Consider the following 12,680-nt stretch of genomic DNA (forward strand, 5'->3'; position numbering starts at 1 on the left):
GCGGATGGCCTGTGGCGGCTCGCGGTCGGCATCCCCATGGGCTGGGGCCCGGCAGCGATCTGCACCACTCGTACTACCCGGGGCGGGAATCCCTGGTGCTCGTCCTCGTCACTCTCCTGCAGGAATGCCTGGGCCTGTTGAGCCTCGGTCTGGTGCGGCGCTGGGGCCAAGAGCTGCCCCGCCGGATCCCCGTGCTCGGCGGGCGTCGCGTTCACCCGCTGATGGCGGTGGTCCCCGCAGCACTGGGCGGGCTCGCGCTCACCTGCATCACCTGCCTCGGTGCCGCGACGTGGGCCGAAGTCAACGCCGCGAACCCCGACGCGCCCACCGGACTCGCCCGGTGCGTTTTCACCCTGTCCTACGCCCCCCTGCTGCTGTGGGGGCCGCTGCTGGGCGTGCTGACCGTCGCCTACTGGAGGCGCCGTCGGATTCACGGCTGATGCGCGGAAATTCGCTGGTACGCGGCTTCGGGGCGGGGCAGAGTGAGTGATGCGGGGAGCAACAAAAGGTCCGGGGCAGCCACTTCGAGCGCGCCTACTGGCGCGGGCTGCCCCGGACCTCTCTCACGTCCTGCGTACTGGGGGGTGTCGTGCCGATCAGGCCGGGCTCGCGGCGCCTGCCACCTGATCCGGCCTGATCGACAAGACACCCACTAGCCAGCGCCCAACAGGCGCTCCAGCACGACCGCGATCCCGTCCTCCTCGTGGGAGGTCGTCACCTCGTCGGCCACCGCCTTGAGTTCCGGATGGGCATTCGCCATGGCGACTCCGTGAGCGGCCCAGCCGAACATCGGGATGTCGTTCGGCATGTCGCCGAAGGCGATCGTCTCCGCAGCCTTCACCCCGAGCCGGCGCGCGGCCAGCGAGAGGCCGGTGGCCTTCGTCAGGCCCAGCGGCAGTATCTCGACGATGCCGGGGCCGGCCATGACCACGTCGACCAGGCTGCCCACGGTCACCCGGGCCGCCTTGACGAGCTGGTCGTCGTCCAGCTCCGGGTGCTGGATGTAGAGCTTGTTGAGGGGAGCCGTCCACACCGCGGCCGTGTCCTCCAGGTAGAGGGCCGGAAGGCCCTCCTGCACCTGGTAGCCCGGCCCGAACAGGACCTCCCCGTCGACCCCGTCCCGGCTGGCGGCCAGGGCCAGTGGACCGACCTCCGCCTCCAGCTTCGACAGCGCGAGCCCGGCCAGCTGCCGGTCCAGCGTCACGGAGGTCAGCAGCCGGTGCGCACCCGCGTCATAGACCTGGGCACCCTGCCCGCAGACGGCGATCCCCTTGTAGCCGAGATCGTCCAGTACGTGACGGGTCCACGGCACGGCGCGGCCGGTGACGATGATGTGGGCCGCGCCCGCCGCGGTGGCCGCGGCGAGCGCCTCCCGGGTGCGTTCCGAGACGGTGTCGTCGCCACGCAGCAGCGTGCCGTCGAGGTCGGTCGCGACGAGCTTGTACGGGAACGGGACCGGGCTCACTTGTTGATCGGCTCCAGCACCTCGCGGCCGCCGAGGTACGGACGGAGCGCCTGGGGCACCCGTACGGAACCGTCGGCCAGCTGGTGGTTCTCCAGGATCGCGACGATCGTGCGCGGGACGGCGCACAGGGTGCCGTTCAGCGTGGACAGCGGCTGGGTCTTCTTGCCGTCGCGGTAGCGGATCGACAGGCGGCGGGCCTGGAAGCTGTCGCAGTTCGAGGCGGAGGTCAGCTCGCGGTACTTGCCCTGGGTCGGGATCCACGCCTCGCAGTCGAACTTGCGCGAGGCGGAGGCGCCCAGGTCACCGGTGGCGACGTCGATCACCTGGAACGGCAGCTCCAGGCTGGTCAGCCACTGCTTCTCCCACTCCAGGAGCCGCTGGTGCTCGGCCTCCGCCTCCTCCGGCGCGACGTACGAGAACATCTCGACCTTGTCGAACTGGTGCACGCGGAAGATGCCGCGGGTGTCCTTGCCGTACGTACCGGCCTCACGGCGGAAGCAGGGGGAGAAGCCGGCGTACCGCAGCGGCAGCTGGTCCCCCTCGATGATCTCGTCCATGTGGTACGCGGCGAGCGGGACCTCGGAGGTGCCGACCAGGTAGTAGTCGTCCTTCTCGAGGTGGTAGACGTTCTCCGCGGCCTGGCCGAGGAAGCCGGTGCCCTCCATGGCGCGCGGGCGGACCAGCGCCGGGGTCAGCATCGGGATGAAGCCGGCCTCGGTGGCCTGGGCGATGGCGGCGTTGACCAGTGCCAGCTCCAGCAGGGCGCCCACACCGGTCAGGTAGTAGAAGCGCGAGCCCGACACCTTGGCGCCGCGCTCGACGTCGATGGCCCCCAGCAGCTCGCCGAGTTCCAGGTGGTCCTTGGGCTCGAAGCCCTCGGCGGCGAAATCACGGATGGTGCCGTGCGTCTCCAGGACGGTGAAATCCTCTTCGCCGCCGACCGGAACGTCCTCGTGGACGATGTTTCCGAGCTGGAGCAGAAGGCGCTTGGCGGCTTCGTCGGCCTCGTTCTGCTCGGCCTCGGCGGCCTTGACGTCCTGCTTGAGCTGCTCGGCCTTCTTCAGCAGCTCCGCCCGCTCCTCCGGAGAGGCCTTGGGGATGAGCTTGCCGAGGGACTTCTGCTCATTGCGCAGTTCGTCGAAGCGCATGCCAGAGGACCTGCGGCGCTCGTCCGCGGAGAGCAGGGCGTCGACGAGTTCGACGTCCTCTCCACGAGCGCGCTGCGAGGCGCGGACACGGTCAGGGTCTTCACGGAGCAGCCGGAGGTCAATCACCCCTCCAGGCTACCGGGCTGGGCTTCCTGGGATCACACCGATATCACGCTGCGTGTCGCTATGTCCTAATTGCAACGAATGGATAAGTCTTGATCGCTGACCGGAAGTGACCCCTCTCCGGCTGTCAATAAAAACGGGCCCATTCCCCGAAAAGGGGCACAATGCGGGGTCTCGGGCGGGCTCTGAGCAGGGCCGGAGGCGGTTCTTGTCCACAGGAATTGTGACCGTCCGCAGCTTATCCACAGGCTGTGTGCTGCCTCTGTGGATACAGGAATAGATCATTCCTGATCGGTGGGCGGCCAAGGCGAATCAGGGTTCAAACCGCCCCCACACACTCATTCGGGTGGGAATGACTCGCTCCAAAGAGTTGAACGGTGATGCGGTGGTGACGACGTTCACCTACCGCTTCCCCACACGAAACCTTGGTCCCCCGACCGATTTGTCGACCTTGTCGTGCCGCTCTGTCGACTTGTCCCCAGGTAGCCATCTCCACCTGTGGATAACTCTGTGGACAGTGGACGACGCTACGCCCGGCCGTCGAGACAGCGCGCCAGCCAGTCGGAGGCAGCCGTGAAGTCGCCATCGGAGGTCCCGGCCCGCGGAGAGCGGACGTCACTCTGAGCGACGCCGGCCCGCGGGTAGGAGCCGAGGAAGCGGACCTGCGGACAGGTCCGCTTGAGGCCCATGAGGGCCTCGCTGACCCGACGGTCCGAGATGTGGCCCTCCGCGTCGACGGCGAAGCAGTAGTTGCCGATGCCCTGTCCGGTCGGACGGGACTGGATCAGCATCAGGTTCACCCCGCGGACCGCGAACTCCTGGAGGAGCTCCAGCAGTGCACCGGGGTGGTCCTCGCCGAGCCACAGCACGACGGAGGTCTTGTCCGCCCCCGTCGGTGCGGCCGGCCGCGCGGGACGTCCCACCAGGACGAACCGGGTCTCGGCGTTCTCGGCGTCGTGGATCTCTGTGACCAGGGGGACGAGGCCGTAGGTGGCGGCCGCGAACTCGCCCGCGAAGGCTGCGTCGAAGCGTCCCTCCTGCACCAGCCGGGCGCCGTCGGCGTTGGACGCCGCCGACTCCCACACCGCGTCGGGCAGGTTCGCCCGCAGCCAGTTGCGTACCTGGGGCTGCGCGACGGGGTGCCCGGTCACGGTCTTCACGTCGGACAGGGCGGTCCCCGGCCGTACGAGCAGGGCGAACGCGATGGGCAGCAACACCTCGCGGTAGATCATCAGCGGTTCGCCCGAGGCCAGCTCGTCGAGGGTGGCCGTGACGCCGCCCTCCACCGAGTTCTCGATCGGGACCAGCGCGGCCGCGGCCTCGCCACCCCGTACGGCGTCCAGGGCGGCCGGGACCGACACCATCGGGACGAGTTCCCGGGTCGCGGCTTCCGGCAGGGTGCGCAGGGCGGCCTCCGTGAAGGTGCCCTCGGGACCGAGATACGTGAAGCGGGTGGCTGACATGCGATCAGCCTAATGCCGGGGTGCCGGCCACCGCGGTGCTGTTCACCCTTCGAGCAGCCGCTGCCCCACGTACTCGCCGCTGCGCGGGCCGGGCGGAACCGCGTACAGGCCGCTGGACTCGTGGCGGATGAACGCCGACAGCGCGTCGCCGCGGTCGAGCTTGCGCTGGACGGGCACGAATCCTCGTAGCGGGTCGGCCTGCCAGCAGATGAACAGCAGCCCGGCGTCGGGGGCGCCGTCGGGTCCGATCCCGTCGTGGAAGGAGAAGGGGCGCCGCAGCATGGCGGCCCCGCCGTTCTGTTCGGGGGCGGAGATACGGGCGTGCGCGTTGGACGGGATGACGGGCTTGCCATCGGCGCCGATCTTGTCGAGCGCCATCTCGGTGGTCTCCCCGCCACCCGTCAGCGGGGCACCGGTGGCCTTGGTCCGGCCGATGACTTGCTCCTGCTGCGCGAGGGACTGCTTGTCCCAGTCGTCGAGCAGCATCCGGATGCGCCGCACCACGGCGTACGAGCCACCGCCCATCCAGGCGTGCTCCGCGGGCCCCGGGCCGGCGGCGGGTACGAAGATCCGCTGGTCGAAGTCGGGCTCGGAGGGCTTGGGGTTGCCGGTGCCGTCGACTTGGCCCATGAGGTTGCGGGCCGTCATCGGAGTGCCGGTCGCGCCCGGGGACCGGTTGAAGCCGTTCATCTGCCAGCGCACGCGCGCGGCGTCCCCGGCGTCCTTCTGCAGCGCGCGCAGGGCGTGGAAGGCGACGAGTCCGTCGTTGGCGCCGATCTGGACCCAGAGGTCGCCGTTGCTGCGCTGGGCGTCGAGCCGGTCGGAGGAGAAGTCCGGCAGCGGGTCCAGGGCGACGGGCCGACGGGCACTGAGGCCCGTGCGCTCGAAGAAGGAGTGGCCGAAGCCGAAGGTGACGGTGAGGGAGGACGGCCCGGCATCGAGGGCGATGCCGCTGTCGGCGGTCGGTGCGGTCTCGCCCGCCATCAGCCGCCGAGCGGTGTCGGACCAGCGCCGCAGTAGCGCGGCGGCCTCGGTGCGGCCCGCTCCGGCGGCCAGATCGAAGGCGACGACGTGCCCCTTGGCCTGCAGGGGCGTGGTGATGCCGGCCTGGTGGTCCCCGTGGAACTGCACCTGGGTGGCTCCGAGGGAGGAGAGGCTCCCTGCCGCGCCGGCGGCGGAGCCGCTTGCGGAGCCGGCGAGCGCGGAGTGGGCCAGGGCGCCGCTCGCGCCGCCGAGAGCCAGGCCGGCGGCGCCCGCGGCGCCGACGGTGCCCAGCAGCCGGCGCCGGGAGATCTCGATGTCGGGGTTGCTCTCGGTCACGCTGGTCAGCCGATCTTCACGGTCTTCTGGACGGTGGTCTGGTCGATGTCGGACGAACGGACGGTCACGTCGATGCGCCATTCGCCGGCGAGCGGCAGCTGGACCCCGGATGCGGTCCAGTGCCCGGGGGCGGCCCGGTCGGGCACGACCGGCAGAGGACCGATGTCCTTGGCCGGCAGGGTGAAGGAGACCTTGATCTCGGGGAGGTCGAAGGGCTGTCCGTCGCCGTTGTCCGCCCACAGGTGCAGGGTGTTGGCGCCGACCCGGCCCGGATCGAGCTCCAGCCGCACCGATCCCCTGCCGTTCTGGCCGCCGGTGTCGAACGGCAGGGTGATCTTCACAGCCCGGTCGGGGACGGCGGTGGCGCTGGAGCCCCGAGCCCCCTCCTGTTCGACGGTGCGCCCCGGCTCGGTGCTGGTGAGGACGGTGGTCACCACGAGCAGGACCACGGCGATCGCCGCCTCGGCGAGGACCGAGCGCCGCAGGCCCGCGCGGTCCGGGTCCGCGTCCCGTACGCGCTTCTCACGAGCGCTCTCCAGAGCGGCGCGCTGCCGGGCGAGCTGGGCGGCCCGCTCCGGGTTCGCAGGGATGGTGGTGGTGGCCGCGGGCGATGTTTCACGTGAAACATCGTCGGCTGCGGCCGCCTTCGCGCCCACCCCGGTGTCGGGACCTTCGAGTGCCGCGGCGGGAGTTTCGGCGAGCCGGGCGGTCCACCTCCGCGACATGGAGGCGACGGCGACGAGAACGGCGACCAGGGCGATTTTGAAGAGGAGCAGCCGTCCGTAGTCGGTGTCGGTGAGGGCGGACCAGCTGCCGGTCTGACGCCAGGTCTGGTAGACGCCGGTGACGGCCAGGACCACCACGCTGACGAAGGCGACCCGGGAGAAGCGCCGCACCGCCGAGCGCTCGATCCCGGGGACCTTGTGCAGTGCGACCAGTAGTGCGGAGAGCCCGCCGAGCCACGTGGCGACGGCCAGCATGTGCAGGATGTCCGCCGGCATCGCGAGACCGGGCTGGATCCCGGTGGAGGCGTGCTCGGAGAGGGCCCAGGTGGCCGCGATGCCGCAGGCGACCACCGTGCCGCCGATGGCCAGGCCGAAGGTGAGGTCGCTCGTGTCCCTGTCCTCCGCCTCGCCGTCGGTGTCCTGCAGGCGGCGTGCGTACACGCCGAAGAGGACCGCGACGAAGAGGGCGGCCGCACCCAGCAGGAGCAGGCGGGACACCAGCGACGCGCCCGTCTTGGTCTCCAGTACCGCCCGCAGCCCGTCCAGGTCGAAGGCGTCGGCGAACCGGCCGGACCCGGTGTAGGGAGTCCGGAGCACCAGCATCGCCAGGGTGGCGGCGGTCAGGGTGACCCACGCCCGCACGACGAGCTTCTGGAGCGGACGCTCGGATGCGCCACGGCGCCAGCACAGCAGGATGAAGGCCGCGCCGCCCACCAGAACGGTGAAGCCTGCGTAGGCGGCGTAGCGGGCGATGCCGTAGGCGATCCCGACCGGCCCGCCGCCCGCCGTCGTGGTGGGGAGGGAGACCTCGGTGGCCGAAGGCGCTCCGATGGAGAAGGTGAACGCGCCGGAGATCGGGTGGCTGTCGGCCGAGACGGCCTGCCAGGCGACGGTGTAGGTGCCGTTGGGCAGGCCGGAGTGCAGGGCGGTGCCGTAGCGAACGGTGCTGCCGCTGCACATGTCGCGGAGCTCACCCGTGTCCACCCGCCGGCCCTGGGGGTCGAGGACGCGGATCGAGTCGTCGCCCATGGCGACCTGCTCCGAGAAGGAGAGGGTGACCTGGGCGGGGGCCGTGGCGACCACCGCCCCGTCCGTCGGGTCGCTCGCGGTGAGTGCGGCGTGTGCCGTGGCCGGGGAGGCCGCGGTGAACAGGGTCGCCAGCAGGGCTGCGAGGACCAGCGCGAGCCGGGGCAGCAGTGCCGTGGCTCGGGCGCGGGCCGGAGAGGGGGCGGTGGCCGTCATGGCGTGTCAGTCCTCGGTCCGTCAGTGGCCGCTGTGGGCCGTGGATGTCGGAGCCTGCGCGTTGTACGTGCGGTCCTTCACGTCCAGCTCGACCTTGACGGAGCCGGCCTTCTCGAAGCGGAGCTCGACGGTGACCTTGTCACCGACCTCGGGGGTGTTCTTCAGCCCCATGAACATGATGTGGTTGCCGCCGCGCTCCAGCCGGAGCTCGCCGTTGGCCGGCACGTCCATCGACTGGACCTGCTGCATCTTCTGGTCCTTGGTCTCGTGTATCTGGAGATCGTCGGAGAGCGGCGAGGTGGCACCGGTGAGCTTGTCGGCGGTGCCGGAGCCGTTCTCGATGACCATGAAGCCGCCGGCCATCTTGTCGTTGACCGGCTGCGGCATGAAGGCGCCGCTGACGGTCATCTTCGGCTCGCTCTCGCCGGAGCAGCCGGACAGGGCGAGGGCTGCCGTCAGGGAGAGGGCGGCGGCGAGGATGCGGGTGGTGCGGGCGGTCACGGGTTCTCCCCCTTGATGAGCTTCGGCAGGTCCTTGGCGTAGTCGTCGACGGTCGTGCCCTCGCCGTAGAGGACGTAGCCCTCATCGGTCTTGGGCGAGAACGCGATGACCTGCGCGCCGTGCATGGAGACGACGCTTCCGTCGGCCTCCTTCTTGGCGGGATCGATGCCGATGCCGAGGGTCCGGGCGGCGGCCTGGATGGTCGCGAAGTCGCCGGTGAGTCCGGTGAAGGACGGGTCCTGGGCCTTGAGCCACGCGCCGAGGGACTCCGGAGTGTCCCGCTCGGGGTCGGTGGTGACGAAGACGACCCGCAGGTTGTCCTGGTCCTCCTTGGAGAGGCTCTTCTTGGCGACCGCGATGTTGCTCATCGTCAGCGGGCACACGTCGGGGCAGTTGGTGTAGCCGAAGTAGATGAGCGTCGGCTTGCCCTTGGTCTGCTCGCGGAGGTTCCACGGCTTGCCGCTGGTGTCCGTCAGGACGAGTTCCGGCTTGTTGAAGGGGCGGTCCAGGACGGTGGCGGCCTTGTCGCCGCTCTGGCCGCCCGCGATCTGGGTGACCCCGCTGCTCTTGGCGGGCTCGGAGCCGCCGCAGGCGGTCAGGGTGAGGACGGCCGCGGCGAGGAGCGCGGCGGCCGTCACACGAGTGGTGCGCATGGAGGGATGTCCCTGTGATCGGGGATGTGGTGATGCGGAAGAGGTACGGAGCGACGGCGCCCGAGGGCGTGGCCCGTCAGGCGGAGCGGCGGCGCGAGGCCACGCCGAAGGCGACACCGCCGAGTCCGACGACGATGCCGGCGATACCGAGGGCGCGCGCCGTCGTGTCGGAGGCGTCGTGGTCGGAAGCGGCCTCGTCGTGGCCGTGGCCCGCCTCCTCCCCGGCGTTCTTCGCCTCGTCGGTCTTGGCGTCGGCGTGGTGGTCGTCGGCCTTCGCGGCGGTCAGCTTGAGCACGGGTGCCGGGGTCTGCGGCTCCGCGGCGCCCTCCTTCGGCTCCTCGATCCAGCGCACGACCTCGTTGTTGTCGTAGGTCTGGATCGCCTTGAAGACCATCCGGTCGGCGTTCTCGGGGAGCTTGCCCACGGACACCGGGAACTGCTGGAACATGCCGGGCCCGATCTTCCCGCCGGACCAGGTCACCTTGGTGACGACCTCGGCCACCTGCTTGCCGTGCACGGTCAGCGGCTTGTCGAGCTTGGTCTTCTCGACGTTCACGGTCCAGCCGGGGACGTCCTGCGGCATGACGGAGGTGAGGGGCTGGTCGACGGGGAAGTTGACCTCGAGCTGAGTGGTCGAGGCGTTGTCGCGCTCGTTGGGGACCTTGAAGTTGAGCGTCGCGTACCCGCCCTTGGCGGCTTCGCCGACCGGCTGTACGCCGACGTGTGCGAAGGCGGTGCCGGAGAGGACGAGGACGGAGCCGGCGGCGAGGGCGGCGGCGAAGGAGACGCGAGAGGTCTTCATGGCAGGAACACTCCACGGAAGCAGGGGTGACGGTTGCTCCGCACGCGGGCGCGCGCGGAGTTGCGCGGCACCGGTGCTCCCGGTGTGTGTCCCGGGGGAGGTGGGTGCCGCGTCAGGCTGCGAGGGTGAACGCGACGGGCGGTCCGCGGCGGACGACCGTGTGCTGCAGTGCTTCCCGGCCGGTGGAGGCCGTGGGTCCGGCTTCGGCCCGGCGACCGGTCCGCGGGGTGCGGTCCGGGGCGCCGAGTCCGGCGCCGAGGGCCCGGACGAAGGCCAGCGCGGCGCGCAGCGGGCGTACCGGGGCCGCCCCGGTGGTGAGCCGGGACAGCTCGACGAGTCGGAAGAGCGCGGCGTCGCCCCGGCCGAGCAGCCAGCCCGCGACGAGGGCGGCCAGCAGGTGCCCGAGCATCATGGCCGGGCTGAACAGGCCGTTCCCGGGTGCGGCAGTGACGGCCTGCGCCGCATGCGCGTGCACCCCGTGGCCCTGCTCCGCGACCTGCCCGGTCTGTGCGGCCAGGGCGGCCGGGTCCAGGCCCGCGGCCTCCAGGATCCGGCGGGCGTCGGCCGGGCTCGGCGGGATGGAATTGCCCCCGCACACCAGCCGGGCGGCGAGTTCCGCGAGCGAGGCGTCGGTTGCGCCGTCGGCGGTCTGTTCGGCCGCGGCGCCGTGCTGGCCGAGGCCGAAGAGCACGTGCAGGGAGAGCTGCCCCGCGGCGAGCCCGGCGGCGAGGCCGGGCAGCGTCCGGCGGCGCCCCGCGAGCGGGGCCGCGACGGCGAAGACGACGAGGAATCCGATGCCCAGGGACCACCACGGCACGGTGGCGCAGGACGCCAGGGCGTGCCCGGCCGCGGACAGCACGACACAGACCGCGGTGAACACCGCGGCCCGGATCAGCCGGAGGCCGGCTCCGGCGTGCGTCGCGTGGGGGTCAGACATGGCCGGGTCATCATCGCACTGCGCCGATGCCCTCCATACGGCAGGTCCGGAAGGTCCGCATGGACCCGCTCTGCGAAGGCGGTACCGACAGGTCCGCATCCGGCCGCCCACCCGGGCCGCACGACACGGCGTACACCGCCCGCCGGGCGAGCCGCATCCGCCGTACGGGGACTCCGGGGTCCCGTACGGCCCAAGGGCGCTTACGGGCCCTCGTGGGCGGCAATAGGTATCCGTATGAGCATCTGGTGGTCTGTCCACTTGAGGCGCGAAGCCGCGAGCGTGTCGCTCGCCAGGCGACTGCTGCTGGGGACGATGGAGACCGCGGGGGTGGACCCGGACATCTCCTTCGATCTCTCGGTGGCGCTGAGCGAGGCCTGCGCGAACGCGGTGGAGCACGGCGGGGGCGGCGGCCTCACGGACGAGACCGGGGCGTATCACGTCACGGCCTATCTGGACGGGGACTGCTGCCGCATCGAGGTGACCGATTCGGGTCCGGGGTTCCCGCCCGCCACGGTGGCCCGCCGCAGACCCGCCCTGGCCGAGCACGGCCGGGGCCTGCACCTGATCGCCGAGCTCTCCGACCACGTCCGGTTCCGCAACCGGCCGGGCCGCGGCGCCGTGGTGAGCTTCGACAAGGTGCTGAAGTGGCGCGACGACGCGCTGCTGGAGGTGTCCTGACACGTCGGTGGGCGGGACCCGTTCCGGGATCCCGCCCACCGAACACGCTGCGGCCGCGGCGAGGACGCCCGCCCGCGGTCGTCAGCCCTTCAGGCGCGCCATCCAGGCCTCGACATCGGTCGAGGAGCGGGGCAGACCGGCCGACAGGTTCCGGTTGCCGTCCTCGGTGACGAGGATGTCGTCCTCGATCCTGACGCCGATGCCCCGGTACTCCTCGGGGACCGTCAGGTCGTCGGCCTGGAAGTAGAGACCCGGCTCGACGGTGAGGCACATGCCCGGCTCCAGCGTGCCCTCCACGTACGCCTCGGTGCGCGCGGCGGCGCAGTCGTGGACGTCCATGCCGAGCATGTGGCCGGTGCCGTGCAGGGTCCAGCGGCGCTGCAGGCCGAGCTCCAGGACGCGCTCGACCGGGCCCTCCAGCAGGCCCCATTCGACGAGCTTCTCCGCCAGCACGCGCTGGGAGGCGTCGTGGAAGTCGCGGAACTTCGCGCCCGGCTTCACCGCGGCGATGCCGGCTTCCTGCGACGCGTAGACCGCGTCGTAGATCTTGCGCTGGATGTCGGTGAACGCACCGTTGATCGGCAGCGTGCGCGTGACGTCGGCGGTGTACAGGGAGTGGGTCTCCACGCCGGCGTCGAGCAGCAGCAGGTCCCCGGAGCGGACGTCACCGTCGTTGCGGACCCAGTGCAGGGTGCAGGCGTGCGAGCCGGCGGCGCAGATCGAGCCGTAGCCGATGTCGTTGCCCTCGACGCGGGCGCGCAGGAAGAAGGTGCCCTCGATGTAGCGCTCGGACGTGGCCTCGGCCTTGTCGAGGACCTTCACGACGTCCTCGAAACCGCGGACGGTGGAGTCGACGGCCTTCTGCAGCTCGCCGATCTCGAAGTCGTCCTTCACGGCGCGGGCCTCGGAGAGGTAGACGCGCAGTTCTTCGTCGCGCTCCTTGGTCACCTTGTCGGTGAGGGCCGACTCGATGACCGAGTCGTGGCCGCGCACGGCCCGCACCGGGCCCTCTGCCTCGGCGAGGGCCTCGGCCAGTTCGCGGACGTCCTTGGCGGGAAGGCCCAGGAGCTGCTCGGCCTCGGCGAGGGAGTGCCGGCGGCCGACCCACAGCTCGCCCTGGCCGGACAGCCAGAACTCGCCGTTCTCACGGTCGGAGCGCGGCAGCAGGTAGATGGTCGCGGTGTGCCCGGCCGGACCGGCCGGCTCCAGGACCAGCACGCCGTTCTCGGTCTGGTCGCCGGTCAGGTACGCGTACTCGGTCGAGGCGCGGAAGGGGTACTCGGTGTCGTTCGAGCGGGTCTTCAGACGGCCCGCGGGGACGACGAGGCGCTCTCCGGGGAAGCGCTCGGACAGCGCGGCGCGCCGGGCGGCGGTGTGCGCGGCCTGCGCGATCGGCTCCAGGCCGTGCAGCTCGGTGTCCGCCCAGCCGGTGCGCATGTTCTCGGCGAGTTCGTCGCTGACGCCCGGGTACAGACCGTTCTTGCGCTGCTTGTGCGTCTTCTTGGGCTGCTCTTCTTCCGGGGTCTCCGGGGTGAGCTCGTCAGCCACGTCTTCTCCTCAGCTACGACGGTACGGACCTGGGTGGGGACCTCATCCATCGTATGCGTGTGCGGGGAAGCCGTG

12 protein-coding genes are annotated in these 12,680 nt (G+C 71.1%); 2 read left to right on the forward strand and 10 right to left on the reverse strand.

What is annotated here, in order from left to right; all coding sequences use genetic code 11:
* Window positions 1-11: 11 nt before the first annotated feature.
* Entirely contained in the window at window positions 12-440 is a 429-nt protein-coding gene (locus AC2RP6_RS20780; protein ID WP_486447552.1) for a hypothetical protein, read from the forward strand.
* Between the two features lie 212 nt (window positions 441-652).
* Here AC2RP6_RS20780 and AC2RP6_RS20785 read toward each other — a convergent pair whose 3' ends face one another.
* The 9 genes from AC2RP6_RS20785 to AC2RP6_RS20825 all read right to left on the reverse strand — a co-directional run bounded on the left by AC2RP6_RS20785 (window position 653) and on the right by AC2RP6_RS20825 (window position 10,379).
* The gene (locus AC2RP6_RS20785; protein ID WP_486447553.1) at window positions 653-1,465 is read right to left on the reverse strand and encodes an HAD family hydrolase; all 813 of its coding nucleotides are present in this window, start codon (window positions 1,463-1,465) and stop codon (window positions 653-655) included.
* Window positions 1,462-2,739, reverse strand: coding sequence for a serine--tRNA ligase (gene serS / locus AC2RP6_RS20790; RefSeq protein WP_486447554.1), 1,278 nt, complete (start codon window positions 2,737-2,739; stop codon window positions 1,462-1,464). The genes AC2RP6_RS20785 and serS overlap by 4 nt, the downstream gene beginning before the upstream one ends.
* Before the next feature lie 524 nt (window positions 2,740-3,263).
* On the reverse strand, window positions 3,264-4,199 hold the full coding sequence (gene pheA / locus AC2RP6_RS20795; protein WP_486447555.1) for a prephenate dehydratase: 936 nt from the start codon (window positions 4,197-4,199) through the stop codon (window positions 3,264-3,266).
* A gap of 42 nt (window positions 4,200-4,241) precedes the next feature.
* The gene (gene efeB / locus AC2RP6_RS20800) at window positions 4,242-5,600 is read right to left on the reverse strand and encodes an iron uptake transporter deferrochelatase/peroxidase subunit (protein WP_486447556.1); all 1,359 of its coding nucleotides are present in this window, start codon (window positions 5,598-5,600) and stop codon (window positions 4,242-4,244) included.
* Complete coding sequence (locus tag AC2RP6_RS20805) at window positions 5,525-7,486, reverse strand: copper resistance CopC/CopD family protein (protein ID WP_486447557.1); 1,962 nt, start codon at window positions 7,484-7,486, stop codon at window positions 5,525-5,527. The genes efeB and AC2RP6_RS20805 overlap by 76 nt, the downstream gene beginning before the upstream one ends.
* Window positions 7,487-7,507: 21 nt before the next feature.
* Complete coding sequence (locus tag AC2RP6_RS20810) at window positions 7,508-7,987, reverse strand: copper chaperone PCu(A)C (RefSeq protein ID WP_486447558.1); 480 nt, start codon at window positions 7,985-7,987, stop codon at window positions 7,508-7,510.
* Complete coding sequence (locus AC2RP6_RS20815) at window positions 7,984-8,640, reverse strand: SCO family protein (RefSeq protein ID WP_486447559.1); 657 nt, start codon at window positions 8,638-8,640, stop codon at window positions 7,984-7,986. Before AC2RP6_RS20815 ends, AC2RP6_RS20810 begins: the two co-directional genes overlap by 4 nt.
* Before the next feature lie 76 nt (window positions 8,641-8,716).
* Entirely contained in the window at window positions 8,717-9,442 is a 726-nt protein-coding gene (locus tag AC2RP6_RS20820; RefSeq protein WP_486447560.1) for a YcnI family copper-binding membrane protein, read from the reverse strand.
* 112 nt (window positions 9,443-9,554) lie between these two features.
* Entirely contained in the window at window positions 9,555-10,379 is an 825-nt protein-coding gene (locus AC2RP6_RS20825; RefSeq protein WP_486447561.1) for a hypothetical protein, read from the reverse strand.
* 234 nt (window positions 10,380-10,613) lie between these two features.
* On the opposite strand from AC2RP6_RS20825, the gene AC2RP6_RS20830 reads away from it, so the two are divergent.
* On the forward strand, window positions 10,614-11,057 hold the full coding sequence (locus tag AC2RP6_RS20830) for an ATP-binding protein (RefSeq protein WP_486447562.1): 444 nt from the start codon (window positions 10,614-10,616) through the stop codon (window positions 11,055-11,057).
* A gap of 81 nt (window positions 11,058-11,138) precedes the next feature.
* On the opposite strand, the gene AC2RP6_RS20835 is transcribed toward AC2RP6_RS20830, so the two are convergent.
* Complete coding sequence (locus AC2RP6_RS20835; protein WP_486447563.1) at window positions 11,139-12,605, reverse strand: aminopeptidase P family protein; 1,467 nt, start codon at window positions 12,603-12,605, stop codon at window positions 11,139-11,141.
* Between the last annotated feature and the right edge of the window lie 75 nt (window positions 12,606-12,680).

The sequence above is a fragment of the Streptomyces sp. WAC03905 genome (assembly GCF_057371075.1).

Bases quoted from the DNA above. Each gene is read 5' to 3' on its own strand.
- AC2RP6_RS20820 (WP_486447560.1), bottom strand. From the start codon at position 9,442: ATGAAGACCTCTCGCGTCTCCTTCGCCGCCGCCCTCGCCGCCGGCTCC.
- efeB (WP_486447556.1), bottom strand. From the start codon at position 5,600: ATGGCGCATCGACGTGACCGTCCGTTCGTCCGACATCGACCAGACCAC.
- AC2RP6_RS20805 (WP_486447557.1), bottom strand. From the start codon at position 7,486: ATGACGGCCACCGCCCCCTCTCCGGCCCGCGCCCGAGCCACGGCACTG.
- AC2RP6_RS20815 (WP_486447559.1), bottom strand. From the start codon at position 8,640: ATGCGCACCACTCGTGTGACGGCCGCCGCGCTCCTCGCCGCGGCCGTC.
- AC2RP6_RS20825 (WP_486447561.1), bottom strand. From the start codon at position 10,379: ATGTCTGACCCCCACGCGACGCACGCCGGAGCCGGCCTCCGGCTGATC.
- AC2RP6_RS20830 (WP_486447562.1), top strand. From the start codon at position 10,614: ATGAGCATCTGGTGGTCTGTCCACTTGAGGCGCGAAGCCGCGAGCGTG.
- pheA (WP_486447555.1), bottom strand. From the start codon at position 4,199: ATGTCAGCCACCCGCTTCACGTATCTCGGTCCCGAGGGCACCTTCACG.